This window comes from Myroides sp. DW712, assembly GCF_046557355.1.
Classification (GTDB): Bacteria; Bacteroidota; Bacteroidia; order Flavobacteriales; family Flavobacteriaceae; genus Flavobacterium.
This window is the reverse complement of sequence record NZ_JBKFDO010000024.1, coordinates 14347-40044: the sequence shown is the minus strand read 5'-3', so window position 1 is coordinate 40044 and position 25698 is coordinate 14347. Positions and strand designations below refer to the sequence as shown.

Sequence of the window (25698 nt, the reverse complement as noted above, 5' to 3'; positions counted from 1 at the left end):
TCGTATCTGCAAATCCCATACCATCGAGTATTACTGGATTTCCATCGGCATCATAGTAGAAGAATTGATTAGTCGTGGTATCAAAACCAACGTTTCCATACGTATCGTTTAACTCATTGATGATGTTCGTAATAAACTCTTCATTGGTCGTGATTTGATTGATAAAATCTATATTATCCCCCAACTGGGTAATGAACTCCTGGTTTTCTACCAATTGCGTAACAAAGACATCGTTCTTGGCGATATCTTTAACAGCTAGATACACACTATGTTGATTCGTATCCGTGATGATTAACGATTCCTCTCCTTCTTTCATTGGATTAGCCCCAATTGTGAAAGTATTATTCTTTCGATCATTCAAAACATTCCCTGTCGCTAAACGCACCCAAGAATCTGTTTTCCAATAATAAAACCCTGATTCTAGCGTAACATTTCCGATATGGTAAACTAATAAGCTCTCAACCATTTCTCCAACTATTGGAGAGCGATCTTGAAGCGTCCGTAACTCTACTCTAGGCAGGAGTACCCCTTTATTAGAGGAAACCACATCCAGTTGAGCAGCAGTGGCAGCCTTTTTTGTTCCTATTCCCATTTGAGCCATTGCAGAACCACTTAACATAAGTGCAACAAGTGGAATTAATCTTCTTATCATATTCTTTTTCTTTTTTTGTGAAACAATCCATATTATTTTGTACTCTTTTATACTACCAGCAAAAACATATTAAACAAATCTCATTATTTTTCACAAATTATTATAGTAATTAATCAATTTTAACTATTTTAAAGATAAGAATAAACAAAAATACAAAAACAAAAGAATTAGAAGCATAATCACAAGTCACGTGATATTGTAGCTCATCAACCGAAGAAAAGAAAGATATACGAAGACAGTTTGACACCTTTTGTTTTATCGAAGGTATAAGAATCTCAATCTGGGTAGTTCCCTCCACTATCAAAAAAGAAATTTTTATTCGCTGATAGCGACTTTATTGAGAAATTGATATTCTTACTTTGAAGCTCCACACCTATAAAACGAAAAACTGTTAATTTCAGACAGAGCGTTTCAGTTTAAACTTGTATTTTATTTTACATTTTTTGTTAACACAACTTATTATGCGTAAAAAAGTATACGATATACAGTAAATTTTATCCAAAAAAACAGAAAAAGTAAATGCAAAAAAAAGAGCGAATCATGGTTCGCTCTTTCTCTACATAAAAAAATGAAAATAACGGTTTTTGTTTGTTTTAGACGCTCTTTATCTACTTGTTAGTTTATTTGTTCTACTTCTTTTTGGGCTAATACTAAGGCTTCTGTATAAGTTTCAACAACAACGAGCTTATGTCCCCAATATTTTTGAAAAATCGGTTGAAAGTCAATTGCTTGTTGGCGTTTAATTGGATCTGGTTCTACCTGAATCATGGCTAAAACTTGCGTTGTTAAAGCTGTTCTGTTCTTCTTCATCCAAAGGTTCATTTTTTTCATATGTACTTTGTCACGCTTTGTCTCCTCAACATCGGGAGCACTAATCTCGTTGATCATCACGAACTTTTCTCCTCGTTCAAGTAAGTTTTCATAATCGATAAAATATTGATCCTGGTTTTTTTCCTTTTGTGTAGATGCAATAGATACATGAACAATTGGAAAATCGATAGCATTAATTGTACTCATTCTATTTACTTTTTTTACAAAGAACTTGTTTTAAAGAGCTTCAAACAAGGGATAGAATTTAGATAGGAATGGACATTTCAAAGAATTTAAACGCAAGGAAGCCAAACAGAAGAAAGTCCTAATCCGCTGCCAATATCTGCAACAATCCATACAGCCTTCAGCCCATCCCTGTTTTAAATGTTTGCTGATCTACGAGTTCCCAAGTAGAAGGTTTACTATTAATCGTTAACCAAAAACCCTTATCTTTATGTACAAACAAAAAACAAGATGAAGATTTTAGTGATTGAAGATGAAAAAGAGCTACGCGCTATTATACAAGAGTCTTTAGCCAAAGAACTTTATGTAGTTGAAATAGCCGCAAACTATACAGAGGGAATTGATAAATTAATTGGATACGACTATGACTGTATTCTTTTGGATATCATGCTTCCTGATGGTAATGGCATTGATTTACTTCGAGAGATTAAGTGCATGAAGAAGGAAGATTCTGTTATTATTATTTCTGCGAAAGATTCCATTGATGACAAAGTAATGGGCTTAGAGCTTGGGGCAGATGATTATTTGACTAAACCCTTTCACTTATCTGAATTACTGGCCCGTATTAAATCCGTTCTACGAAGAAAAAACCAGCAAGGATTTCAAAGCCTGAAATGGAACAATGTAGAGATATTTGTAGATGAACGCAGCGTATTGGTTAATGGCTCTCCTGTGACATTGAATCATAAAGAATTTGAGCTCTTATACTATTTTGTAGTAAATGCCAACCGATTAGTAACAAAATCCTCCCTAGTAGAACAAATTTGGGGCGATACTATGGATGAAGCCGATAGTTATGATTTTGTATATTCACAGGTTAAGAATCTGCGTAAAAAATTAAAAACACATCAGGCAGAAGTGGCAATACAATCCGTGTATGGCATGGGATATAAACTTGTACAAGAATGAAGATGAAACTACACCATTATATGCTGGGGTATTGGTCCGTGGGAATCATTGTGGTTTTGACGGCTTGGGTGGTTATTTTTTACTCGTTCATGACTGATGAAGTGTACGACAATATTGACGATGGTCTAAAAAACAGCAAAACAGAAATTATTAAAAAAGCCTATACAAACCCAAATGTAGAAAGCTTCCTTCCCTTTGGAACCAGTGGTTTTCGCATTACCCCTTTAGCTCCAGGAGAATACTCTAAAAAAAATGTATTTACTACGGCGATGATTTACATGGATTCGGATGATAATGACGAACCTGTTCGCATGTTGACTACGACTTTTATCGATCAACAAGGTGATCCTTATCTACTTGAGATTCGCACCTCGACCATTGAAGCGGATGATTTACTACGCGACTTTGGCGTTGCTGTTTTTATTCTATATTTCGCCTTACTTACCAGCATCTATCTCATTAATCATGTCATCTTACGACGTGCCGTTTGGAATCCGTTCTACCGCTTACTCAACAATCTAAAGACCTATACCTTAGGTCAACGCATCATCACACCAGAAACCCAAACTCCCATCAAAGAACTCACTGATTTACAACGCGAAATCAATAAAATGATTTTGCGTATTGAAGAAATGGTGGAACAGCAAAAAACCTTTGTTTCCAATGCAGCTCACGAATCTCAAACCCCGCTTGCAATCATCAACAACAAGCTCGAACTGCTTGTAGAGGGTGAAGAGCTAAACGAAAATCAAATCAACCAAATACACTCCATTCACCAAAGCTTAACGCGATTAATTAAATTGAATAAATCACTTTTGATGCTCACAAAAATCGAAAACAATCAATTTACTCAATACCAAGAGGTTGACCTCCATCAGATAATAAAAGCCTTGCTGGCGGATTGGGAAGATATATTCGCCTATAAAAATATTGAAGTGAGCCTACTAGAATCATCTTCGTCCATTCCTGTGTCCTTAGATAAAGGATTAGCTATTACCTTGATACAAAACCTACTGAAAAATGCAATTGCTCACAACATTCCACAAGGGAAAATCATAATCAATTTACAGCCTCGTTCCTTCTCCATCAGTAATACCAGTGCATTAAAAGCTCCTTTAGATGAAAGGGTAATTTACAATCGTTTTTACCGTAGTACAACAAATGATGAATCAACTGGATTGGGCTTATCCCTTGTCCAAACCATCATTAAAGTAACAGATTCTTTATCCCTCCACTATACCTACAACGACTTACATTGTTTTACAGTAGAATGGTGAGAGTGGTTTGCTTAGTTAGAAGGTTTGCACAAACAAAAAACACCCCAAGTATTACTTGAGGTGTCTTTGATTGAACATTACATAAAATAGGTTACTGTTGGTTATGATTATCAAAACTTTTGACATATTGCTTTTGCTTATCCCTATAAAGGGCTCCTTCTTTTACATCAAAGGTATATGAACCATTTTCATACTGATTAGGTGCTTTCTTATCCAAGATAATACTCCCATCTTCTTCAGGTAAGAATAATTCAAGCTTTGATTGGTCTTCATTTTCTACAACAAAGGCGCTAATCACGGCACTACCCTCCGTTGACACTGGATCTAAACGCAAGCCTTCTTCAAACAGCTGCAAACACTTTTGCTTTAACTCACTCCAGGTCTGCCCTGCACTACCAAGACAACCGTGATCGTCTTTATCTCCCCCCATCATTTCTGGGGTTGTGTCAGATTCTGGTCTATTGGTTGACTTTTTTGTTGTATTGTTACAAGCAACCATTGCAAATAATCCTAAAATTAATACAATTCCTTTTTTCATCTCTTTCTTTTTTTACAATTTTTATTCTTTTTCCTTTCAATCAGGTATAAAAACAAATCCAAATACATTTCCCTTTTACCAAGCAAACGTAGTTTTTTCAGTAGTTTACAAGATACAACAAATTATTAGGTCTGTCCCAACTCTTTTGAAAATATAACACAATAAGCTGTTTTCCAATACAATAAAAAAAAGTTTTAAGCACCAACAAGCAAGCAACACGAAAAACGTTCTCTTTTTTCACATGTTCCATTCATTCCCAATTCATTCCAGATTCTTTCTTTACGTTTGTACTATAAATTAAAAATAAGAACCGCTATGAGAAAATTAAAAACTTTATTTTTAGGAATCTTTACGCTCTTCGCTTTAACCTTAAGTGAATCAGCACAGGCCAAAGACATTATCATTACTAAAAGTGAATTGCCTAAAAAAGCACTTGCATTTATGGATACCCATTTCAATGGCAAGACCATACAAATAGTAGAAAAAGATATAGATCTTTTATCCGTGTCGTATAAAGTAACATTTACCGATCGCATCGAAATCGAATTTGATAAAGATGGCGAATGGGATGAAGTAGATGGAAATAAAAATCCACTTCCTACTACCTTTATTTTAGCTCCTATTACTACATATGTAAAGACAAATTACCCTATTGCGCAAATTGTCAAGATAGAAAAAGAAAGTAGAAAATATGAAGTAAAATTAGACAATGGACTTGAACTAGAGTTCTCCATGTCAGGTGAGTTTAAAAGAATTGACAACTAATAAGTAAAAAAATGAAAAAGAATCTAATAGCCGTTGTTTTATGTACTACATTGAGTTTGAGTTTTACTGCTTGTAGTAGTGATGATTCCCAAGCAACTGCCTTGGAGCAAGTAACCTTCGAACAACTGCCAACAACGACAAAAGAATTTATAGCTACTACCTTTCCTGATGCGAATGTATTGCGTACAAGTAAAATAGTTAAACCCAATTACTATGGGTCTTACTATGCGCTCATGCTAGACAACAATATAGAAATTGATTTCGATCAAGCTGGACATTGGACAGAAATTGAAACCGAAGATGACACGGCTCTCCCTGAAACATTTCTTATACAAGAAGTACCGTTGATTCACACCTATGTTAAAACAAATTTTAAAGGGAGCTATATCGTTGAAATTGATCGTGATCGTCGCGGTTATGAGGTAACCCTAAACACGGAATTATCGCTTATTTTCAATGCTGAACAAGCATTTGTGGGAATTGATATGGATTTGGATGAAAACGAGCAATATATTACCTATGCAGCATTACCCGTTGCCGTTCAATCTTTTTTAAAGACCAATTTTCCGACAGCTGAAGTCGTATTAATTAAACAAGAAACCGAAGTAAAAACGACGACATACAAAATATATACGCACAATGGATTTACCATTGAAGTGGATCAAAAAGGAGTATGGCAGGAGATAGAAACCAAACAAGACCAAGCCATTCCATCTGCATTGATACCAGAGCTAATCACGAACTATATTCAAACCTATTACCGTGATTTTAAACACACGGGAATTGAAAAAGACAAAAATGGGTATGAAGTAGAAGTGAAAAAAGGAAATCAAGAAATTGAACTTCACTTTGATTTAGACGGAAATTTTATTCGAATTGACGCATAATAAACGGCATTAATTTACAAAATTTTGGGGCCACCTTCGTTTAGGTGGCCCCCTCGTTTTAGGTAGATGCTGTTTTTTTTACATCCCACAGCAAGATGGTATAAAGGTAATTCTGTACTCCAATACCTCTCTTATATACAGAAAAGAAGCTCTTGTATGAGTCCTCAAACTGACAGTCCCCTCCTTTCAAATACTACGCATTACGAAAGAATTTCTGAAGGAGCAAAACCATAAACATTCACAAAGGCACGATAAAAAGATAAACGCGTATTAAACCCACAGAGTAAGCTCAATTCTTCCACCGTATAGCTCTCTTCCCCTTCGCTAATAAGCAGAATGGCATATTCCACTTTTAATCGATTGATATATTGCTTGAATGTGAACGAAGTGGATGCCTTAAAAAAACGCATTAAATCGCTCTTCGGCACCTCTACTACCTCAGCCAATTGATCTAAGTTAAGGGTCGGATTGAGAAATAAACGGCTATCAATCAGTTCTTTACTAAGTATGATTCGAATATCGGTTAATTGAAGAACCGTGTTTTCCACCAAGCGAACCTCTACGTCAGGCAACTGTGTAACTGAAATTTGATCAAAGGTCGTCATCCCTCCTACATCAGCCTTTTTAGCTGTAGCATTTGATACTCCCAAGGCTATTTTACCAAATAAACGCTGATCAAAAACATCTAGTCTCCCTATTTTACTAACAGCCGTTCTTTTATTTTTTCCGAATAACAATAGGCTAATTTCATACACCAAAGCTCCCATAAGAAGACCCCCACTAAGAAGTAAAAATGCCAGGTGAATATATTCTAAAAGAGAAAATGCGTAAAAATAAGCAAGTAAGAACAAAATAGAAGTGCAGTATAGCAAGACAATATAAAAAGCAGTAAATCGTCTCAAAGTCACATAGAACTTCCCTTGAATCAAGCACCAGTACCCGTAATTTGCGTAAAAAAAAGACAGTAAACCGACGTACAAAACCCCTTCTTGATTTAAAGTAGTTGTGAAGGGAATCTCGGGAATCTGGGTATAATAAATCCATCCATAGTACAGCAAAAACAAAACAAAGGGTAGCAGATGTAAATAACGAGTCCATGCCCTGATTTGTAGTAATTGCATCAAACCAAACCCCTGGAGAAAGAACAACAAAACACTACCATGGAAGTACGAACTAGGCGCATAAAATACGTCAAACCAGTACAAACTATGATTCAAAAGTACGAGACCACTAGTCATCCAGAAAAGCTTTCGCTGTCCGATATTCTTCTCTTTCGTATTAAAGTACAAGAAACAATAGCTCGAAAAAAGAATCCACATCCAAAACTACCCTCTTTTTCTTTCTAAAATAATTCGATATTCCACTGGAGTTAATCCAGTCAACTCTTTAAAGTATTTATTAAATGTATTAACAGACTTAAAACCAACACTTTCAGCAATAGCAATAAGGGTCCAATCTTGACGATGAGCTAACAATTTCAAGGCATATAGAATGCGATAATAAGCCACTAACTTATAAAACGTCGTGTGTAAATGATTGTTAATTGCAAAGCTAATAAGATGAAGATTGGGGTTTGAAATGCACTTCCCTAAAACTTCCAAGCTAAAATCACTTTGTAAATACGCTTCACTTGTTTCAAAAAATTCCAATAATTGCTCAACAATAACCTGGTGCTTATAGCTAAACTGATACAAAACTGCTGCATCCTCTTGCCTAACCCATCGCGGTTTTGGGTCCTTTTCTTCTTCTACCTTCGTCTTTTGAGTAGTAAAACCAAAAAAAACTGGTCTTTTTTGTTCCCGTAATAGATTCATATAGAACAAATAACTAACCATAGAAAGAGTCAACAAGACAATTTGAAGTCCCACGTGGAGATAGCTTAACAAAACAACAGCAAAAAGCGTTTGTTGACTCAAAAAAAACACTTGTAAATTCAGTGTAATCAAGTAAATAATGTAGAGCGAATGAATCAAACTGACGTAAGATTGTATTAATCGGTATTTTTGTTCACTTTTTTTCTTATGGAGATGTAGAAAAACAAAATACCCTAGTGCAAATAAATTATTTACTGTAACAATCATCCAAAATGGAACAGGTAAAAAACTAAGGATTAAAATAAAAACACTAATACTCATCAACTGCAGCAATTGTCTTTTCAAAACTTCATCCACCACTTCTGCCATGATACAAACGAGTTTAATACTAAAAATAATAGCAAAAAAATTTACAACGTAGGCTGTTTTATGCACAATCATTACATAGTAGTAATTCACTAGTAACAAAAAAGAAAAACAGATAAAAAATATAAAGAAAAAACGCTCTATTTGAACATTTGCATTCCAATCGTACAACTTCATGATTTTATTTTTTTAAATCACTACCCTTTATTATACTTTCAGTACGGCAGTGAAGATTTAAGCGTTAAAAGACACGTTTACCCTATGGATTAACGCTTCTTTTAGGATCGAATTGATTACATATGAGAGAAATAATCCTTCTGTTTCCCTTCCTCCTAATATTTAATGAATTATCAATTTTTTACGCATTTTTCAAACAATTCATTTAAACAAATTTAACTTTTGATTTGTTAACACCTGTATCATTTTAAGGATAACATATGCAAGATAATTTAGTGAAACATGCTTTAACCACCATTTAACAAAAAACACAAAACAACACATCAAATCAAAAATTATAAAATTTTAAGCAATAAAATAACAATTACAACACAAAAAAACACAATTAGAATACAAAACAAAACACTAGACATACTAAAAAAACACCCCTTAATCGCCAACATAAGGGAAAACCCTCCCCTGTATTACACAAAACCCTCTCTTAACGACCCTCAAAAACAGAAAAAGGACATTTTAAATTAATCGCAATAAAATAACAACTACTCATTTTTGGATAAAAGAAAATCTAAGACACTTCTCCCTTTCGATTTATACGTTTAGAGTAGATAAAATTTTCCTCTCGATAATAGTACAGTCCTCACACACAAACCAGCTGCTTTTTAATGTTTTACCCCCCGAACAAAGAAGTAGGATGACTTAGAAAAAGAAAAATATCGTTGAGAAAACAGCGTCAAATGAAAATTAAATTTACTTTTTTATTTGGTAAACTATTAAAAAGCTTATTTTTGTCCTACAATTAATAATACCCAAAATTTAATACTGTGGAAAACGCAAACGCAATTAAACTAATTAAGTTAATCCAATCTGATTTAGTTACTAACGGTCTTGTAGTGGATCAAATAGTTCCAAACCTTAAGAAATTAAGAGAATACGCTTTACTAGAAGAGGTTCCTACTTTAGTAAAAGCAATTAGACTTACGTATGAACACATTGAAAACAACAATGGTTTTTTCATTGCGATTCCAAACGATGAACCAATTGAAGAGGGGGAATCAGAAGAAGTAGCACCTACTCCTACAACCAATGACATTGAAAGCTTGCAATACTTATTGTCTCTGTTTAAAGATCCAACAAATAAACACAACATTGCAGATTTAAAAGAATATAACGCTAAATTCTTAGCGTAACAAAAAAGGTCTAATTTAATTAGGCCTTTTTTTATGATTAATTTAGCATTAATCCCCTCCTAAATATTTGAATTAATCTACTTTAGCGCCTATTTTAGCTCCTTCAAATTTAAGACTCATAATTATGATTAATCTATTTCGGATTACCGCTTTTTTAGAAGGAGTATCGCTTCTTGTATTATTGTTTATTGCTATGCCTTTAAAGTACATATGGGACAGCCCCTACATGGTACAAAAAGTGGGGATGGCTCACGGTATTTTATTCATTGCTTATATTGTTTTCGCCTTTTTGATAAAAAATGAGTTAAAATGGTCAACCAAAACCTTATTTTTAGCTTGTATTGCCTCAGTAATCCCATTTGGTACCTTTGTGGTAGAGAAAAAAATAAAAAACCAAATTAGTTAATAATCAAAAGAAAATTTACATTTTTTTCAATACATCATTGAAAAAGTATTATTTATATAAAACAAAAAGGTGCCTTATTGATTTTATATAATTCACTTATTCTTTAAAATATTGTATTTTTCTTGTAAAAAATTCATATTTAAAAAGTTTATAGTATATTTGCGATGTAAACGAAACAATAGTAGCTATTACAATAGCAGACAAGTGAAAGTAAAAATTAAATTATGAAAAAAATCACATTATCTTTATTAGCACTTACGGTAGGTATTTGTGCTAATGCGCAAGACAAGCCCTATAATAAGTGGTCAGTTGATTTAAATGCAGGTATTGCAAAACCAGCAAGAACATTAAGCTCAGGATATGCTGCTGAGACTTTCAAAAACTTACATTTAGATGGTGGTGTTAGATATAGCATCAACAACAAAATTGGAGTTAAAGCTTCATTTGGTTACGATAAAATCGACAACTGGACAAACAGTAACTTAAAGGCTCAAAGCGATTACTACAGAACAAGTCTAGAAGGAGTTGTGAACTTAGGTAGAGTTTTAAACTTTGAAAACTGGACAAACACACTAGGATTACAAGTTCACGCAGGTGGAGGATATTCTTGGTTAAATGGAGATAACTTCTCTAGCTCTGATAAAATGGGGCACTTAATGGCTGGATTAACTGGACAAGTTAAATTACACCCAAGAGTAGCTTTAAATGCTGACTTCACTGTAATTCAAAATACACAACAAGACAGAAACTGGGATGGTGCTTCTGCAACAGACCGCTCTGTATTCCAAGGAACAATGTTTAATGCTTCCATGGGACTTTCAATCTATTTAGGTAAACACGGTCAACACGCTGATTGGTATTCTGAAGAGTCTCAAACTAAAAACGAGATTAACTCATTAACAAACAGATTGGATCAAATCGAATCTATGTTAGTTGATTCAGATAACGACGGAGTGCCAGATTACTTAGACTTAGAGCCTAATACACCAGCTGGAGCTTTAGTTGATTCTAGAGGAAGAAACATCGATAAAAACAACAATGGTATTGCTGATAACATCGAAGCTTATTTCCAAGAGAAATACGGAAACAACGAAACAATGAACGCTGATGACGCTGCTTTGGTTAAAGAATTAATCAACAAAGGATATGTAGCTGTTAACTTTGGTTTCGATAAAGCTGAGCCTACAACATTAGAAGGAATCAACTTCATCGTTTCTTACATGAAAAACAATCCTTCTGCTTCTTTAGAAGTTGGTGGATATGCTGATTCAACAGGAAACAAAGACTACAACCAAAAATTATCACAAAGACGTGCAGACGCTGTGAAAAATCTTTTAGTTAAAGCGGGTATCCCTGCAGGTAAAATTACTGCGAAAGGTAATGGTATCGACGGATCTCAAGCTAAAAACGTAGCTAGAAGAGCAGTTTTCAAAGTAAACTAAGTAGTACTTTAATTATATTAAAAAGCACAAGCGAATCGCTTGTGCTTTTTTTGTTTAAATGCGTACCTTTGCATTTAAATAAGTAGTTATGAAATTTGATTTACAATCTGATTATAGTCCTACCGGAGATCAACCGGAAGCGATTAGCCAATTGACGCAAAGTATTTTGGAGGATCAGAAATATCAAACACTTGTAGGGGTTACGGGATCAGGAAAAACATTTAGTATTGCCAACGTAATCAAAGAAGTTCAAAAACCAACCTTAGTTTTAGCACACAATAAAACATTGGCAGCACAGCTCTATTCGGAGTTTAAAAGCTTCTTTCCCAACAATGCCGTAGAGTATTTCGTTTCGTACTACGACTACTACCAACCTGAAGCTTTTATTCCAGTTACGGGGCAGTATATTGAAAAAGATTTATCCATAAATGATGAACTAGAGAAACTACGTCTTAGCACTACTTCTACCCTGCTATCGGGACGTCGTGATGTTTTAGTGGTCGCTTCTGTCTCTTGTTTGTATGGTATAGGAAATCCTGTTGAGTTTCAAAAGAATGTTATTTCAATTGAATTAGATCAAGAAATTAGCCGTACGCAATTATTACACCGTCTTGTACAAAGTTTATACGCTCGTACAGAAGCTGATTTCACGCCTGGTTATTTTAGAATTAAAGGAGATACCATCGAAGTGTTTCCTAGCTATGCGGATCATCCATACCGCATCCACTTCTTTGGAGATGAAATTGAAGCCATTGAAGTGTTTGATGTTACAACCGCACAGGTCATTGAAAAGTTTACTCGTTTAAATATCTACCCAGCCAATATGTTTGTTACTTCTCCAGATGTATTAAACAATGCTATTTGGCAGATTCAACAGGATTTAGAAAAACAGATTACCTATTTCAAAGAAATTGGCAAACATCTAGAGGCAAAGAGACTAGAAGAACGCACCAATTTTGATCTCGAAATGATGAAAGAATTGGGGTATTGCTCAGGTATCGAAAACTATTCGCGCTACTTAGATGGTCGAGAGCCAGGGACACGTCCCTTTTGCTTGTTGGATTACTTTCCTGATGATTATTTAATGATTGTCGATGAAAGTCACGTAACCATTTCTCAAGTACACGCCATGTACGGAGGAGATCGCTCAAGAAAGGAAAATCTAGTAGAATATGGGTTCCGCCTTCCCGCCGCGATGGATAACCGCCCGTTGAAATTTGAGGAATTTGAAGCGATGCAAAATCAGGTAATCTATGTCTCCGCTACACCTGCTGATTATGAGCTTCAAAAAAGTGAAGGGGTTATTGTTGAACAATTAATTCGCCCTACGGGTTTATTGGATCCTATTATAGAGGTTCGCCCTACAGAAAACCAAATTGACGACTTAATTGAAGAAATTCAACAACGCGTCGATAAAGACGAACGAACCTTAGTCACAACACTGACTAAACGCATGGCAGAAGAATTGGCAAAATATTTTACCAAAATGGGGGTTCGTTGTCGCTATGTACATTCCGATGTCGATACTATTGAACGCATTGAAATTATGCAAGATTTAAGAAAAGGGCTGTTTGATGTATTAATTGGTGTAAATTTACTTCGAGAAGGATTAGATTTACCAGAGGTTTCTCTTGTTGCGATATTAGACGCGGATAAAGAAGGCTTCTTACGCAGCCACCGCTCCCTAACACAAACGGTAGGTCGAGCGGCTCGAAACGTTAATGGAAAGGCTATTATGTACGCGGATAAAGTTACGGCTAGTATGCAAAAAACCATGGACGAAACGACATATCGTCGTGAAAAACAAATAGCGTACAACACCCAACACAACATCACACCAACTGGATTAAATAAAAAAATAAGTAATGACTTGATTAAACCAACCTACGATGAGTTGATGACAGAACAGGTCAAAAAAGCAGCAGAAGAAAAAGTAAAATACTACTCTAAAGATGAGCTGCAAAAACAAATCAACAGCAAGCGAAAAGAAATGGAAAAAGCAGCCATGGACCTCAATTTTATGCTAGCTGCTCAATTACGAGATGAAATTCAAATACTAAAAGATAAATTATAACTATCGCTCATGACGAATAACGATATTTTTAAGAAACTGAGAGTTGCTTTGCAACTAAGAGATGAACAAATCGTAGAAATCCTAGAACTCGTTGATTTTAGAATTTCTAAAGGCGAATTAGGTAATTTCTTTAGAAATGCAGACCATCCAAAATACATGGAATGTGGCGACCAAATTTTGAGAAATTTCCTCAATGCTTTGGTTATTTACCTGAGAGGAACGAAAGAAGACCCTAAGAATCCCATGGAGGTCTTAGCTAAAAACAAGGAAAATATTGCGAAAAAGGTAAAAACCGATTCCTCAGTAACAGCTAAACTCGCAGCAAACAAACCGAAAGCGGCAACAGGTGGAAAAAAATCTTTCGCTAAATCAGATAAACCAAAAAATCCACTGGGAAATGTAAAATTTAATAATGGAAAGAAAAAATAAACCATCGCTGGTTTATTTTAGTTTACAGTTGACGGTTTACAGTTGTTTAAACTGTTAACCGTTAACTATTATACCCCATTTCTAAAATACAAAATTTTACTTAAAAACATGGCAGCCATGCGTTCTGCACGCCACTTCGCTTCCTCGGTAATTTTACCTTCAAACAATTCATCTACTGTGCGATTAAAAATAGTCTTCCAGCGCTCAAAATGTTCTTGGTTCACAGGCAATTTAGCATGAGGTGGAAAAGGCCTACCAGAATAGGTATGTTCTTCGAGCAAAACCGTTTGCCAAAAGGCATACATCTTCTCCAAGTGGTAGTCCCATTTACCCGCTAAACGCTCGTTAAATATGGGACCGATTAAATCATCTTGTTGTACTCTACCGTAAAATGTATTGACTAACAATTGAATATCCTCCAGGTGTTCGATATCTTTCTTCATACAATATTTTCTATTAATTACGCCCTGCTGTACCGCTAAAATCTCTATCTTTACCTTATGGTTACAATAACAATTTTAGGTTCGGGAAAAGTTGCGCACCACCTCATAGGAAGCCTCCTAGAAAGTGATCAGTTGGAGCTACAACAAATATACGCAAGAAATGTGAATTCAGTTACTGATTTAGTACCTGATGATCGGGTTGTCAATGATATTCAACAGTTAAAACCAGCGGATATCTTTATTATTGCCGTTAGTGACAGTGCCATTGAAGAAGTTTCAAAACAAATTCAAATTCCCAACCAATTTGTCGTTCATACCTCGGGAACCATCCCGATGTCTGCCATACAACAGCAACGCAAAGGGGTAATGTATATGCTCCAATCCTTTTCTAAAGACAAAGAGCTGGACTTCTCCTCGATTCCCTTCTGTATTGAAGCGAATCACGTGCAGGATTTTCAACTATTAGAACAAATTGCTGTAAGTTTTTCTGAACGCGTTTACAAAATCTCATCAGAACAACGAAAAGCCATTCACTTAGCTGCGGTTTTTGTCAATAACTTCTCCAATCACTTGTTTACCTTAGGCGAAGATATTTGCAAAGAATATCAAGTCCCTTTTGAGATTCTCAAGCCTTTGATTGTAGAAACAGCTAATAAAATCATGCATTTATCACCCTTCGAAGCACAAACGGGACCTGCTTCTCGAGGGGATGAAAACACTATCAATCAACATCTAACGATGTTGACTGATCCTACAAAAAAAGAAATCTATCAACTTATTACAAAATCAATACAAAATAGATAATGTCTAAACACTTTAAAGAAATCATGAACGATATCACTACCTTCATCTTTGATGTAGATGGTGTGTTAACCGATGGAAAAGTTCACGTGACCAACAATGGTGATTTATTGAGAATCATGAGTATCAAAGATGGTTATGCCATCAAAGCAGCATTAGAAAATGGCTATCGCGTGTGCATCATTTCTGGTGGAAGTAACGAAGGTGTAAAAACGAGATTGAGCAATTTAGGCGTGAAAGACATCTTTTTGGGTGTTTCTAATAAAGTGGAAATTTTCAAAAAGTATTGTGCTGATCACCGTCTACAAGCAGACGAAATTTTATATATGGGAGACGATATTCCCGATTATCACGTGATGCAACGCGTAGCTTTACCAACAGCTCCACAGGATGCCTCTCCAGAAATTAAGCAAATCTCTCGCTATATTTCCCATAAAAATGGCGGAGAAGGTGCCGTACGCGAAGTAATTGAACAAGTGATGAAAACCCAACAAAAATGGTTTCAACACTTTGATGCTAAATACGATTAAACTGCAAGCTATGCCCTATCAAGCCCTCAACGATTACGCACTTGTATTGGGATCAAACTCCCCTAGACGCAAGCAGTTTTTACAAGATTTGGGTCTATCTTTTGTCGTTCGTGCCTCTGACATAGAAGAAACTTATCCGTCAGAACTCCAAGGCGCTGCGATTACGGATTATATCGCGAAGCTAAAAGCAGATGCAATTGCCTTAACCCACAATAAAGAAATTCTAATCACTAGTGACACCACCGTTTGGAGTGAAGGACAATCTCTAGGAAAACCTGGCGATAGACAAGAAGCGATTGAAATGCTACTGCGTTTATCAGGTAACAAGCATGACGTGATTACCTCAATTTGCCTAAAATCAACAACAAGAGAACACGTTTTTCACGTGGTAACCGCGGTGTATTTTAAACCACTTCGTTTGGAGCAAATTGAATACTATGTGGATCACTATCAACCCTACGACAAAGCTGGAGCCTATGGCATTCAGGAATGGATTGGCCTAGTGGGAATTGAACGTATCGATGGATCCTATACCAATATTGTTGGTTTACCAACAACTGAACTTATGGAGGAATTACTACAGTTTATAAAAGCTTAACCTATGCCTGAAGGATATTTATTAAAAGTAATTATTACAGCTATCGCCATTCTTATTTATTTGATTTCACGAAAAATCACAACGAGTATCATTCACTCTTTTTCCAAGAAATCCGATATGAAAGAAGGCCGAGAAGCAGTGGTTATTCGCTTGTTTAACCTCCTGTTACTTGTGCTGCTTTTCGTCATCATTTTTACTATTTGGGGCGTTGAAAAGGACAATGTATTATTGACGCTAACTTCTGTATTTACCGTAATTGGTGTTGCCATGTTTGCCCAATGGTCGTTGTTAAGCAATATTACAGCGGGTATTTTACTCTTCTTTTCCTTTCCTTTTCGCATTGGAGATATCATCCGCATTCAGGATAAAGACTTTCCTACGGAAGGAAGAATTATGGATATCAAAGCTTTTTATATTTTATTGCTTACAAAAGATGGGGAGCAAATTTCCTACCCCAATAACCTCCTCTTACAAAAGGGAATTGTCATACTTAGTCCGGATCACTTTGAAACCCATACAAAGAATACGTTACAGGAATAAGGGAAATGGGAGATGAGAAAGCGCTGCATAGGTGTACCAAACACCAAAACAAAATAGAAACTATGTGAGATAAATGGGTGAAATATAAAAAACTTACACTAGACAAAAAAGCTTGAAGTTTTTACTTCAAGCTTTTTTTGTTTGCTATCAACCAGTAACCGTTAACCGTTAACTCAACCGTCAACCAATTACTCCTTTTGTTCATGAGCAAAAGGCAAGCTCCATTTATAGCGAACAGCCAACAAGCGTAACGTAATGATACTCCCTGCCGTTGTACTATAGATTACTTCTTGATTCACCTGATAATGATCTAATACATAAAATACACAACCTCCGAAAATACAAGCCGTGGCATAAATTTCCTTTTTAAAAATAATCGGAATTTGATTGGCTAAAATATCGCGAATCACTCCACCGAAACAGGCGGTAATCGTCCCCAAAGCAATACAAAACACGGGATGTAATCCCACAGACATTCCCTTTGCAATTCCAATTAAGGTAAAAACGGCGATTCCAATGGTATCAAATAAGAATAAGGAATAGCGCAAAATTGTAAAGCGTTTATAAAACACCAAAGACAGAAATACCCCGAAAAAGGTCACATAAAAATAACTAAGATCTGTTAACCAGAAGACTGGTGTGATTCCGATCATCATATCTCGTATGGTTCCCCCACCTACTGCGGTAGCAAAGGCTAAGATAATCATACCAAATAAATCTAGCTTACGCTCACGTCCCGCCAATGCTCCAGAAATTGCAAATGCTAATGTTCCGAGCAAATCTAAAATTTCAAAAAAACTAAACATGAAAAAAAATATTATTCTTTACCTGTAAAATGACTATAATCCTTCAGGACGACTTCTACAAATTCTTTATTATTTAATGCCAATTGTCCTCTATTAACCCCTAATTCTGATTCTAATTTAGTTGCCAAGGCTTTAATTAAAGAAAAATCTTGGTTGTTGATATATTTCAAATATATTTCTTTAACCACCCCAATATCGGCATCGGATAAACGAATGACCTGTGGAAGTAGCGGTTGATACTCCTGTTCGACCTCTTGGAAAATAGTGGTAGATAAACTCACTCTATTTTTTGTACTGATTACCGTAGTTCCTGCAAAGAAATCACCCAATCGCTGGCTTTTTGGGGTAGTTAGAATACACACGACTGCTACAAGTCCATTTCCTATAAAAAAATCGAGTACGCTAAAAATCCAACGCACAAAATAATCCACTACTGTTGCCTGATAGCCGTCAATCTTAATCACCTTGATACCAAGGATTTTCTTTCCCGGTGTAGTTCCTTGCATCACAATCTCAAAGAAAACGGTATAAAAAATAATGGGAATACTAACCAAGATAAAAAAAGCATTGATAGACCAAAAATCATTGGGAAATAGAGAGGAAAAATGAAAAAGAGTATCCAGATAATACACTACAATAAAATAGAGCGTTTTAAAAATCATATCCAGCATAAAGGCTAAGATTCGCTCCCCTACAGAAGCAGCTTTAAAATCAATTTCTATATTTTGTGTTGTATTTATTGTTAATTTAGCCATAAATATACTTTTAACTAATCACAGTATGAGAGAAGTCGCGTTTATAAAAAAAAATAAAGAGTATTGGCTTGCCTATGAAAAGGCCCTCTACTCCTCGCAAACGCAAAAACCAGACTATCTTGCCTCCATGTATATGCAAATCATGAATGATTTAGCCTACTCCAAGACGTTTTATCCCAATAGTAAAATTACACAATATTTGAACAGTTTGGCGATACAAACTTACCAAAAAATATACAAAACAAAACGAATCGAAGAAAATAGAATGAAACGCTTCTTTTTGTATGATGTTCCTTTAGCGGTATATCAACATAAACGCAAGCTAAATTTCACTTTGCTTCTCTTTGTGGTCTTTGTAGCCATCGGGGTTGTTTCTACCCATTACGACCCTAATTTTACGCGTAGCGTCTTAGGAGATAACTATGTGAACTCCACCATCACCAATATTCAAAGTGATGATGCAATGGCGGTATACCAATCTGGAAGTAATTGGGGCAGTTTTATTGGAATTACAGCCAATAATCTCTTTGTAGGTTTACGCTTTTTCCTTTTTGGTTTAACAGCAGGATTGGGAACTTTGATTTTTCTTTTTTACAATGGTATTATGCTGGGTACTTTTCAATATCTGTTTGTAAACGAAAATGCCTTTATGGAAAGTATACGCGGTATATGGCTACATGGTGCATTAGAAATAACTGCCATGATTATTGAAGCTTTTGCAGGATTTATCTTAGGCGCAAGCCTATTGTTCCCTAAAACCCTATCTCGAGTCAATTCTCTAAAACTGGGATTTAAAGATGCGCTTACCATTTTTATTGCCACAATACCCTTTACCATTCTAGCAGGATTCATTGAAGGATATATTACCCGATATGCTAAAGAAATGCCCGATGTACTCAACTATGCCATCATCCTAAGCACCTTCAGTCTTATCTTGTTTTACTTCTTCATTTACCCTAAACAATTAGTAAAAAAATTAAACCTTAGATAAACAATTGCTATGTTTTTATTATTCCAAAAACGCGACTTTAGTGCGCTTGTGAGCGATACGTTCACCTTCTTGAGAGTAGAAGGGAAAAATTATTTTAAACACTTTTTAAAACTGTGTGGAATTCCCCTATTTAGTATTCTAATTCTGATTTACCTCCTAGCAGATATTGGGGTTTCTTCTGCTGTATCTACCAATACATATGCTGGGTTAGATCCAAACAATATTTTTGAAAATATCTTTGACGAACATCTTGGTATAGCCTTACTTGCCTTAGGAGGACTTCTACTTGTAGGTTTAGTTTTGTCTGTTATCTGCTATGCGTACCCTGCGCTCTACATGAAAAATCTAGCAACAAATAATGGGATAGGCGATCAATCAAAGATTGGCAAACAGATTACGCAACAGATAGGCCGTATCCTTCTGTTTTTTCTAGGTACTACATTCTTAATTTTTCCGATAATTATCCTGACATTTTATGTGTCCGTTTTACTTGTTTTCATAATCGTTGGACTTCCTATTTTACTACTGATGATTCCAACCGTATACTCCATGCTTACCCTTGCTTGCTATGAGTATTTAACCAAAAACGTCGGTTTCTTTACGGCCTATGGAAATGCCATTCGATACTTGCGTTATAATTATTGGTCTATCATCGGAAACACATTTATTTTTTATATCATTACCTCTATGATTACCATTCTCCCTTCGATTGCTATTCAGGTAATGGTTTTAGGGGGAAGTCTCCTATTCGACGATTCAAATCTAGAAAGTCCCTTCTTTTCCAATGTGGTTAAACTGGGAATAGTACTCCTTTATTTTGTGTACATTCTCTTTGGAATCTTAGCCCAGAACATCATGTTTATCAATCAAGGAATTATCTACTATAGTGAAAGAGAAAAAAGAGAAAACATCTTTACAAAAAACAAAATTGACAGTATTGGTTCAACTAACGAATAAAATGCCACGCCTATATGTTGTAATCAGCCTTTTCCTATGCTTTGTTTGCGTGCCTCTACAGGCACAAACACAACCCGAAGAAGACTGTGAAGACTGTCTGGAAGAGGTGGAAGTTTTCCAGCCCGTCACTACACCCAAAAAAGTAGTGGCAAAGGATTCCTTATACCTTTTACAAGATAGAAACAGCGAGGTGTACAGTAAGAAATTTAGCTCAAAATACAAGAGCAAATACAAGGGAAAAGCAGACTTCTCCTATAACAAGGTAGAAAAAAAAGAAAGCCTCTTTGATCGAATCAAAAGGGCCATCAGAAGCTGGTACTATCGAAATTTTGTATACCCTATAAAGGATGAACTCAGCAACACTTACTATATTGTCTTTTTGCGCATATTGAGCTTCCTTCTTTTAGGACTAGTCACCTACTATCTGGTGAAAGCATTTATCCAAAAAGATATATACTGGATGATCAAAAAGAAAGGCAAGAAAATTAATGCCTTAGAAAATATCACAACAGAAGATTTCAAAACAACTGATTTTGAAAAACTCATTGCGGAAGCGATACAACAACAAGCGTATCGTATAGCCATTCGTTTGTATTATCTTCTGTTGTTGCAACGCTTACAGGAGCAACAAAAAATTATATGGGCCCCTGAAAAAACCAATGCAGATTACAGCTATGAACTAAAAGAAGAAAAAGAGCGCGAAGAATTTGCTTATCTCTCCTATCTCTACAACAACATATGGTATGGAGAACATGAACTAACAGCACCAGATTTTTTTAAAGCAAAAAGTTCTTTCGATCTAAAACTAAAAACAAGTAAACAATGAACAGTTCCTTAAAAAAGTTCGGCTTAGCCCTGTTGGTTTTAGTTGCTTGTATCTTCCTTTATGAAAAGGGAAAACCAAAACCGATCTACTGGCATGAAACCTATAACAACAAGGATAAAAATCCCTATGGATTATATATTTTCAATCAAGAAGTAGAAAATATCATCCAAGGAAAAACATTCACCCGTTTTTCCACTGATCTTTTTACCTTTTTGTACCAACCTGACTATGATACATTGACTCCTAGCAATCTACTAGTTGTAACGGGGGAATCTGCTGATTTAGATCAATACACAGCCAAACACCTCAAAACGTATATTGAAAAAGGGAATACCGCTTTTATTTTTGCTGATAAACTCTCCAATTCCTTTCTTGAGGTTTTTGGTTTACAATACCAGGAGACCAATACTGAAAACTATGATACGCAGAGTAATGGCGTTTTGGCGCTTACCAATTCCAAGCTAACCACCCAAAAATTCCGCATAAAAAACCCAAGAGATCCCAAGAGTTTTGAAATACTAGACAGCGTAAAAAATAAGATGGATATTTTGGGATATCGCACATTAAAAGACACTATAAAACAAGTCAATGTAGTACGCATCAACGAAGGAGAAGGACAGTTAATTTTAGGAAGTTCTCCGTTAATATTCACCAATTATTATTTATTAGAAAGCAACAATCACTTGTATGTCGAAGGGGTTCTTTCGTATTTACCGCCTCGGGATATCACCTATATGTTTGTACAACATGCGGGGGACAAAGAAGAAAGTACCTCGCTTTTGCGTTTTATATTTGAACACCCTGCACTTACCTGGGCCTGGTATTTTCTCTTGTTAGCGTTAGTTGTATTTACCTTATTTACTGCCAAACGAAGACAGCGCATCATTCCCCTTATCCCTACAGTTAAAAATACAACGGTAGCCTTTACGAAAACCGTTTCAAATTTGTATATTCAATCCAAAGATTACAACGATTTGATTGACAAAAGCATCATTTATACTTTGGAAAAAATCAGGCGAATTTATGCAATTGACACCAGCGAATTGGATGAAAAATTCGTTCAACACCTTCAAATAAAAACAAATAAAGACAAAACGGATATCCTCGCTTTTGTCAACCTAGTAAATCAATACAGAGCATCGAGTTTCCTAGCTACTGCTGAAGACCTCGTTCGCTTGCATCAAGTAACCAAGAAAATAATAGACTAAAATATTATGGAACATACTACAGAACATACCCCACAACCCGATAATTTAGCCTTTGAATCTCGCTTAGATTTAGGCCTTTTAACAGAAAAAATCACCGCCATTAAGCGCGAAATGAGCAAAGTAATTGTGGGCCAACACAAAACAATTGACCGTTTACTTGTTGCTTTATTAGCCAATGGACACATCCTCTTAGAAGGAGTTCCCGGTGTCGCCAAAACATTAACCGCTAAAGTGCTCGCACAAACCATTGACACAACGTATAGTCGCATTCAATTTACACCCGATTTAATGCCTTCTGATATTTTGGGGACATCTGTATTCAATATGCAAACCTCTACGTTCGATTTCAAAAAAGGTCCCATTTTCGCTAATCTCGTTCTAATCGATGAGATTAACCGTGCGCCAGCCAAAACCCAAGCTGCTTTGTTTGAGGTTATGGAAGAGCGACAAATCACCATTGACAACTTACAATTCACAATGGATCAACCCTTTTTGGTCATAGCTACACAAAACCCAATTGAACAAGAAGGAACCTACCGTTTACCAGAAGCACAATTGGACCGTTTCTTATTCAAAATTGACGTAGAATACCCCAATTTAGAAGAAGAAATCAATATCCTAGTTAAGGAACATGCCTTTTTAGATCAAAAAAAGACAGAACAAATAAAATGTGTTATTTCACCAAGTGAAATTGTGGATTTCCAAAAGCTTGTCAAACAAATTATCGTAGAGCAACACGTGGTGGAATATATCGCTAAAATTGTGCACCAAACCCGTACCAACCCTATGCTTTACTTAGGGGCATCTCCGCGTGCTTCCATTGCTATTCTCAATGCAGCTAAAGGATATGCTGCCTTAAACAATCGTGATTTTGTCACGCCTGAAGATATCAAAGAAGCTGCTTATCCAGTGCTCATGCACCGCGTTATCGTATCACCAGAGCGCGAAATGGAAGGTGTTACCGCTAAAGATATCATCCAACAAATTGTAGAAACCATCGATATTCCAAGATAAAAGAAGGCGATAATGAAACATCTTTTTTTACTTCCACGCGTTTATTACGGATTCGGTATAGTTATTATACTGTTTATCCTCTCTTTTCTATTCCCTGTTTTGTACAGCTTAACTTGGGGACTAGTCGTTGTGGGAGTGATTGTGCTCTTGACGGATTATCTGCTGCTTTTTAAAGGAAAAGAAAAGATTGTAGCACAGCGATTTTTACCTGAAAAATTATCCAATGGTGACGAAAATCCCATTGCTATTCAGCTCACCAATAATTATTCTTTTGCTGTTCGCTGCGCTATTATTGACGAAATTCCTTTCCAATTTCAACAACGTGATTTTCTACTGGAAGAGCAACTTCAAGTGAGACAAACCAAACGCTTAACCTATAAATTAACTCCAAAATTCAGAGGAGAATACCACTTTGGATTCCTTCATATTTACGTGCAAACGCCCCTCCAACTGGTGTCCAAACGCTATGTCTTTTCAGCGAATCAAATGCTAGCATGTCATCCGTCTTTCATTCAAATGAGGAAATATGATTTGATAGCATTCGCCAAAAACAAATATGCCTTTGGTTTAAAGAAACTGCGTAAAATCGGACATACTACAGAATTTGAACAAATCAAAGAATATGTTTCAGGAGATGATATTCGCACCATTAACTGGAAAGCCACTGCAAAGAAAAATCAGCTCATGGTCAACCAGTTTCTCGACGAGAATACAGAAACAGTGTATAGTATTATCGACAAAGGGAGACTCATGCAAATGCCGTTTGAAGGCATGTCTTTACTCAATTATGCCATTAACTCTACCCTAGCGATTTCCAATGTGGTTCTCAAAAAAAATGATCGGGTGGGCATGCTAGCCTTTTCTAAGAAAGTAGAAAACGTAGTAGCTGCCTCTAACAAACGCTCCCATTTACAAAAGATTAGTACCGCTCTATACAACTTAGAAACAAATTTTAGCGAGAGTGATTTTGGACATCTCTATAGTGCAGTAAAACAAAACATTACACACCGAAGCTTGTTGCTGTTGTACACCAATTTTGAATCTCTTTCTAGTTTACACCGTCAATTGCCCTACTTGCGTGCCTTGGCTAAAAATCACCTCTTAGTGGTCATCTTTTTCGAAAATACGGAACTTAAGGCCTTGACAACGAAGGAGGTTAAAAATACAGACGAAATTATAGACAAAATTGTGGCAGAAAAATTTAACTTTGAAAAGCGTTTAATTGCCAATGAACTGACCAAATATGGGATACAACCAATCCTAACAACACCACAAAGTCTATCCATTGACACCATTAATACCTACTTAAAAATCAAAGCAAAAGGTTTCTAAACTATGAGTATAAAAAAAATAGAAAGTATCCAAAACCCCTTGATAAAATCGATACTTCAATTACAAGATAAAGCGAGAAATCGAAAAAAAGAAGGGTTATTTATTATTGAGGGGGTCCGTGAGTTAGCGCTCGCTCAAGCAGGAGGATATACCTTACAAACCCTATTGTTCTGTTCAGACATCATCTCTTTTGAGCAACTGGCTCCCTTTATTGGGTCTCAAACCCATTGCATTGAAATCAACAGATACGTCTATCAAAAGTTAGCCTATCGCGATTCTACAGAAGGCGTATTAGCCTTAGCCCAAACAAAAGACCATACCTTAGATCAACTGCAATTACCCGATAATCCAATTATCCTCGTTGCAGAAGCTACAGAAAAACCAGGAAATATTGGCGCGATGTTACGAACAGCAGATGCTGCTCATATTGATGCGGTCATCCTTGCTAATCCGCGAACTGATTTATACAACCCCAATATTATTCGCTCCAGCGTCGGTTGTTTATTCACCAACCAAATTGCAGTAGCCACCACAGAAGAAGCCATCGCCTTTTTAAAAGCCAACCAGATTCACACCTATGCGGCTACCTTGCAAAATTCTTGTAGCTATCACACCCAAGACTACACCAGTCCTACAGCTTTTGTCGTTGGTACAGAAGCAACTGGATTAACACAAGCTTGGCGCGAAAGCAGTACCCAGAATATTATTATTCCGATGAGTGGGACAATTGATTCCATGAATGTGTCTGTCGCTGCTGCAATCTTACTCTTTGAAGCAAAAAGACAACGCAATTTTAACGAGAATTAACCTACGCAAAAAAAAACTAAAGCTTTCAGTAGCATTAGGCTATAAAAAAAACTTAATATTCTCAACAATAAGACGGCTTCACCCCCGTTTTAGTTGAATAATTAAAATGTTAAT

The 25698-nt window shown here is 36.0% G+C and carries 27 protein-coding genes and 1 pseudogene; 20 read left to right on the top strand and 8 right to left on the bottom strand.

All coding sequences use genetic code 11. The features are described 5' to 3' along the window. Positions 1–652 (bottom strand): annotated as a pseudogene (locus tag ACLJX0_RS14965) (hypothetical protein); the annotation flags it as partial. A 615-nt stretch (positions 653–1267) separates the two neighbouring features. After that, entirely contained in the window at positions 1268–1669 is a 402-nt protein-coding gene (locus tag ACLJX0_RS14960; protein ID WP_410881593.1) for a hypothetical protein, read from the bottom strand. 267 nt (positions 1670–1936) lie between these two features. On the opposite strand from ACLJX0_RS14960, the gene ACLJX0_RS14955 reads away from it, so the two are divergent. Next, a complete protein-coding gene (locus ACLJX0_RS14955) occupies positions 1937–2614 on the top strand; it encodes a response regulator transcription factor (RefSeq protein ID WP_410881592.1) in 678 nt (225 codons plus the stop codon). Continuing rightward, positions 2611–3891: a sensor histidine kinase gene (locus ACLJX0_RS14950; RefSeq protein ID WP_410881590.1), complete on the top strand. Its 1281-nt coding sequence runs from the start codon at positions 2611–2613 to the stop codon at positions 3889–3891. Before ACLJX0_RS14955 ends, ACLJX0_RS14950 begins: the two co-directional genes overlap by 4 nt. A 91-nt stretch (positions 3892–3982) precedes the next feature. On the opposite strand, the gene ACLJX0_RS14945 is transcribed toward ACLJX0_RS14950, so the two are convergent. Then, positions 3983–4429: a hypothetical protein gene (locus ACLJX0_RS14945; RefSeq protein WP_410881588.1), complete on the bottom strand. Its 447-nt coding sequence runs from the start codon at positions 4427–4429 to the stop codon at positions 3983–3985. A gap of 315 nt (positions 4430–4744) precedes the next feature. Between ACLJX0_RS14945 and ACLJX0_RS14940 the strand changes: the two genes are divergently transcribed. Together ACLJX0_RS14940 and ACLJX0_RS14935 are read left to right on the top strand one after the other, a co-directional pair. Continuing rightward, complete coding sequence (locus ACLJX0_RS14940; RefSeq protein ID WP_410881586.1) at positions 4745–5194, top strand: PepSY-like domain-containing protein; 450 nt, start codon at positions 4745–4747, stop codon at positions 5192–5194. Between the two features lie 11 nt (positions 5195–5205). Continuing rightward, complete coding sequence (locus ACLJX0_RS14935) at positions 5206–6081, top strand: PepSY-like domain-containing protein (RefSeq protein WP_410881585.1); 876 nt, start codon at positions 5206–5208, stop codon at positions 6079–6081. A 200-nt stretch (positions 6082–6281) separates the two neighbouring features. On the opposite strand, the gene ACLJX0_RS14930 is transcribed toward ACLJX0_RS14935, so the two are convergent. Then, positions 6282–7319 carry a helix-turn-helix transcriptional regulator gene (locus tag ACLJX0_RS14930; RefSeq protein ID WP_410881583.1) on the bottom strand — a complete coding sequence of 346 codons (1038 nt, stop codon included), beginning with the start codon at positions 7317–7319 and terminating at the stop codon, positions 6282–6284. A gap of 87 nt (positions 7320–7406) precedes the next feature. Beyond that, on the bottom strand, positions 7407–8438 hold the full coding sequence (locus tag ACLJX0_RS14925; RefSeq protein ID WP_410881582.1) for a helix-turn-helix domain-containing protein: 1032 nt from the start codon (positions 8436–8438) through the stop codon (positions 7407–7409). Between the two features lie 821 nt (positions 8439–9259). Between ACLJX0_RS14925 and ACLJX0_RS14920 the strand changes: the two genes are divergently transcribed. The 5 genes from ACLJX0_RS14920 to ACLJX0_RS14900 all read left to right on the top strand — a co-directional run bounded on the left by ACLJX0_RS14920 (position 9260) and on the right by ACLJX0_RS14900 (position 13976). Next, on the top strand, positions 9260–9625 hold the full coding sequence (locus ACLJX0_RS14920; protein WP_410881580.1) for a hypothetical protein: 366 nt from the start codon (positions 9260–9262) through the stop codon (positions 9623–9625). Between the two features lie 124 nt (positions 9626–9749). Beyond that, positions 9750–10031 carry a DUF3817 domain-containing protein gene (locus tag ACLJX0_RS14915; protein ID WP_410881578.1) on the top strand — a complete coding sequence of 94 codons (282 nt, stop codon included), beginning with the start codon at positions 9750–9752 and terminating at the stop codon, positions 10029–10031. A 224-nt stretch (positions 10032–10255) separates the two neighbouring features. Further along, a complete protein-coding gene (locus tag ACLJX0_RS14910) occupies positions 10256–11473 on the top strand; it encodes an OmpA family protein (protein WP_410881576.1) in 1218 nt (405 codons plus the stop codon). Positions 11474–11561: 88 nt separating this feature from the next. After that, positions 11562–13547, top strand: a complete 1986-nt coding sequence (gene uvrB, locus ACLJX0_RS14905; RefSeq protein ID WP_410881574.1) for an excinuclease ABC subunit UvrB — start codon at positions 11562–11564, stop codon at positions 13545–13547. Between the two features lie 9 nt (positions 13548–13556). Further along, positions 13557–13976: a DUF1456 family protein gene (locus ACLJX0_RS14900; protein WP_410881572.1), complete on the top strand. Its 420-nt coding sequence runs from the start codon at positions 13557–13559 to the stop codon at positions 13974–13976. A gap of 68 nt (positions 13977–14044) precedes the next feature. Here the strand turns inward: ACLJX0_RS14900 and ACLJX0_RS14895 are convergent, their stop codons facing one another. After that, on the bottom strand, positions 14045–14419 hold the full coding sequence (locus ACLJX0_RS14895; protein WP_410881570.1) for a group III truncated hemoglobin: 375 nt from the start codon (positions 14417–14419) through the stop codon (positions 14045–14047). 57 nt (positions 14420–14476) lie between these two features. Here ACLJX0_RS14895 and ACLJX0_RS14890 point away from each other — a divergent pair, with 57 nt between their 5' ends. The 4 genes from ACLJX0_RS14890 to ACLJX0_RS14875 are packed head-to-tail and all read left to right on the top strand — an operon-like array spanning position 14477 to position 16888. Beyond that, entirely contained in the window at positions 14477–15223 is a 747-nt protein-coding gene (locus tag ACLJX0_RS14890) for a Rossmann-like and DUF2520 domain-containing protein (RefSeq protein ID WP_410881568.1), read from the top strand. Then, complete coding sequence (locus ACLJX0_RS14885) at positions 15223–15750, top strand: KdsC family phosphatase (protein WP_410881566.1); 528 nt, start codon at positions 15223–15225, stop codon at positions 15748–15750. The genes ACLJX0_RS14890 and ACLJX0_RS14885 overlap by 1 nt, the downstream gene beginning before the upstream one ends. A 10-nt stretch (positions 15751–15760) precedes the next feature. Continuing rightward, on the top strand, positions 15761–16348 hold the full coding sequence (locus ACLJX0_RS14880) for a Maf family nucleotide pyrophosphatase (protein ID WP_410881565.1): 588 nt from the start codon (positions 15761–15763) through the stop codon (positions 16346–16348). A 3-nt stretch (positions 16349–16351) separates the two neighbouring features. Further along, positions 16352–16888 carry a mechanosensitive ion channel domain-containing protein gene (locus ACLJX0_RS14875; RefSeq protein ID WP_410881563.1) on the top strand — a complete coding sequence of 179 codons (537 nt, stop codon included), beginning with the start codon at positions 16352–16354 and terminating at the stop codon, positions 16886–16888. Between the two features lie 188 nt (positions 16889–17076). On the opposite strand, the gene ACLJX0_RS14870 is transcribed toward ACLJX0_RS14875, so the two are convergent. After that, positions 17077–17694: a trimeric intracellular cation channel family protein gene (locus tag ACLJX0_RS14870; RefSeq protein WP_410881561.1), complete on the bottom strand. Its 618-nt coding sequence runs from the start codon at positions 17692–17694 to the stop codon at positions 17077–17079. Between the two features lie 11 nt (positions 17695–17705). Further along, entirely contained in the window at positions 17706–18449 is a 744-nt protein-coding gene (locus ACLJX0_RS14865; protein ID WP_410881559.1) for an RDD family protein, read from the bottom strand. 25 nt (positions 18450–18474) lie between these two features. Here ACLJX0_RS14865 and ACLJX0_RS14860 point away from each other — a divergent pair, with 25 nt between their 5' ends. Genes ACLJX0_RS14860 through ACLJX0_RS14830 form a run of 7 tightly spaced genes read left to right on the top strand, consistent with a single transcriptional unit; the run spans position 18475 to position 25584 of the window. Then, complete coding sequence (locus tag ACLJX0_RS14860; RefSeq protein WP_410881558.1) at positions 18475–19440, top strand: stage II sporulation protein M; 966 nt, start codon at positions 18475–18477, stop codon at positions 19438–19440. Between the two features lie 9 nt (positions 19441–19449). Continuing rightward, complete coding sequence (locus ACLJX0_RS14855; RefSeq protein WP_410881556.1) at positions 19450–20397, top strand: hypothetical protein; 948 nt, start codon at positions 19450–19452, stop codon at positions 20395–20397. Between the two features lies 1 nt (position 20398). Beyond that, on the top strand, positions 20399–21223 hold the full coding sequence (locus ACLJX0_RS14850; RefSeq protein WP_410881554.1) for a DUF4129 domain-containing protein: 825 nt from the start codon (positions 20399–20401) through the stop codon (positions 21221–21223). Further along, entirely contained in the window at positions 21220–22431 is a 1212-nt protein-coding gene (locus ACLJX0_RS14845) for a DUF4350 domain-containing protein (RefSeq protein ID WP_410881552.1), read from the top strand. The genes ACLJX0_RS14850 and ACLJX0_RS14845 overlap by 4 nt, the downstream gene beginning before the upstream one ends. Positions 22432–22437: 6 nt before the next feature. Next, complete coding sequence (locus tag ACLJX0_RS14840) at positions 22438–23445, top strand: AAA family ATPase (protein WP_410881549.1); 1008 nt, start codon at positions 22438–22440, stop codon at positions 23443–23445. A 12-nt stretch (positions 23446–23457) separates the two neighbouring features. After that, positions 23458–24777 (top strand): DUF58 domain-containing protein, encoded by a 1320-nt coding sequence (locus tag ACLJX0_RS14835; RefSeq protein WP_410881547.1) that lies wholly within the window; start codon positions 23458–23460, stop codon positions 24775–24777. Positions 24778–24780: 3 nt separating this feature from the next. After that, positions 24781–25584 (top strand): TrmH family RNA methyltransferase, encoded by an 804-nt coding sequence (locus ACLJX0_RS14830; RefSeq protein ID WP_410881545.1) that lies wholly within the window; start codon positions 24781–24783, stop codon positions 25582–25584. The last annotated feature ends 114 nt before the right edge of the window (positions 25585–25698 follow it).

What these genes read in the sequence shown, in the direction of transcription:
- ACLJX0_RS14960 (WP_410881593.1), bottom strand. Translation starts at nt 1,669, where the DNA reads ATGAGTACAATTAATGCTATCGATTTTCCAATTGTTCATGTATCTATT.
- ACLJX0_RS14955 (WP_410881592.1), top strand. Translation starts at nt 1,937, where the DNA reads ATGAAGATTTTAGTGATTGAAGATGAAAAAGAGCTACGCGCTATTATA.
- ACLJX0_RS14950 (WP_410881590.1), top strand. Translation starts at nt 2,611, where the DNA reads ATGAAGATGAAACTACACCATTATATGCTGGGGTATTGGTCCGTGGGA.
- ACLJX0_RS14945 (WP_410881588.1), bottom strand. Translation starts at nt 4,429, where the DNA reads ATGAAAAAAGGAATTGTATTAATTTTAGGATTATTTGCAATGGTTGCT.
- ACLJX0_RS14940 (WP_410881586.1), top strand. Translation starts at nt 4,745, where the DNA reads ATGAGAAAATTAAAAACTTTATTTTTAGGAATCTTTACGCTCTTCGCT.
- ACLJX0_RS14935 (WP_410881585.1), top strand. Translation starts at nt 5,206, where the DNA reads ATGAAAAAGAATCTAATAGCCGTTGTTTTATGTACTACATTGAGTTTG.
- ACLJX0_RS14930 (WP_410881583.1), bottom strand. Translation starts at nt 7,319, where the DNA reads ATGACTAGTGGTCTCGTACTTTTGAATCATAGTTTGTACTGGTTTGAC.
- ACLJX0_RS14925 (WP_410881582.1), bottom strand. Translation starts at nt 8,438, where the DNA reads ATGAAGTTGTACGATTGGAATGCAAATGTTCAAATAGAGCGTTTTTTC.
- ACLJX0_RS14915 (WP_410881578.1), top strand. Translation starts at nt 9,750, where the DNA reads ATGATTAATCTATTTCGGATTACCGCTTTTTTAGAAGGAGTATCGCTT.
- ACLJX0_RS14910 (WP_410881576.1), top strand. Translation starts at nt 10,256, where the DNA reads ATGAAAAAAATCACATTATCTTTATTAGCACTTACGGTAGGTATTTGT.
- uvrB (WP_410881574.1), top strand. Translation starts at nt 11,562, where the DNA reads ATGAAATTTGATTTACAATCTGATTATAGTCCTACCGGAGATCAACCG.
- ACLJX0_RS14900 (WP_410881572.1), top strand. Translation starts at nt 13,557, where the DNA reads ATGACGAATAACGATATTTTTAAGAAACTGAGAGTTGCTTTGCAACTA.
- ACLJX0_RS14895 (WP_410881570.1), bottom strand. Translation starts at nt 14,419, where the DNA reads ATGAAGAAAGATATCGAACACCTGGAGGATATTCAATTGTTAGTCAAT.
- ACLJX0_RS14890 (WP_410881568.1), top strand. Translation starts at nt 14,477, where the DNA reads ATGGTTACAATAACAATTTTAGGTTCGGGAAAAGTTGCGCACCACCTC.
- ACLJX0_RS14885 (WP_410881566.1), top strand. Translation starts at nt 15,223, where the DNA reads ATGTCTAAACACTTTAAAGAAATCATGAACGATATCACTACCTTCATC.
- ACLJX0_RS14880 (WP_410881565.1), top strand. Translation starts at nt 15,761, where the DNA reads ATGCCCTATCAAGCCCTCAACGATTACGCACTTGTATTGGGATCAAAC.
- ACLJX0_RS14875 (WP_410881563.1), top strand. Translation starts at nt 16,352, where the DNA reads ATGCCTGAAGGATATTTATTAAAAGTAATTATTACAGCTATCGCCATT.
- ACLJX0_RS14870 (WP_410881561.1), bottom strand. Translation starts at nt 17,694, where the DNA reads ATGTTTAGTTTTTTTGAAATTTTAGATTTGCTCGGAACATTAGCATTT.
- ACLJX0_RS14865 (WP_410881559.1), bottom strand. Translation starts at nt 18,449, where the DNA reads ATGGCTAAATTAACAATAAATACAACACAAAATATAGAAATTGATTTT.
- ACLJX0_RS14860 (WP_410881558.1), top strand. Translation starts at nt 18,475, where the DNA reads ATGAGAGAAGTCGCGTTTATAAAAAAAAATAAAGAGTATTGGCTTGCC.
- ACLJX0_RS14855 (WP_410881556.1), top strand. Translation starts at nt 19,450, where the DNA reads ATGTTTTTATTATTCCAAAAACGCGACTTTAGTGCGCTTGTGAGCGAT.
- ACLJX0_RS14850 (WP_410881554.1), top strand. Translation starts at nt 20,399, where the DNA reads ATGCCACGCCTATATGTTGTAATCAGCCTTTTCCTATGCTTTGTTTGC.
- ACLJX0_RS14845 (WP_410881552.1), top strand. Translation starts at nt 21,220, where the DNA reads ATGAACAGTTCCTTAAAAAAGTTCGGCTTAGCCCTGTTGGTTTTAGTT.
- ACLJX0_RS14840 (WP_410881549.1), top strand. Translation starts at nt 22,438, where the DNA reads ATGGAACATACTACAGAACATACCCCACAACCCGATAATTTAGCCTTT.
- ACLJX0_RS14835 (WP_410881547.1), top strand. Translation starts at nt 23,458, where the DNA reads ATGAAACATCTTTTTTTACTTCCACGCGTTTATTACGGATTCGGTATA.
- ACLJX0_RS14830 (WP_410881545.1), top strand. Translation starts at nt 24,781, where the DNA reads ATGAGTATAAAAAAAATAGAAAGTATCCAAAACCCCTTGATAAAATCG.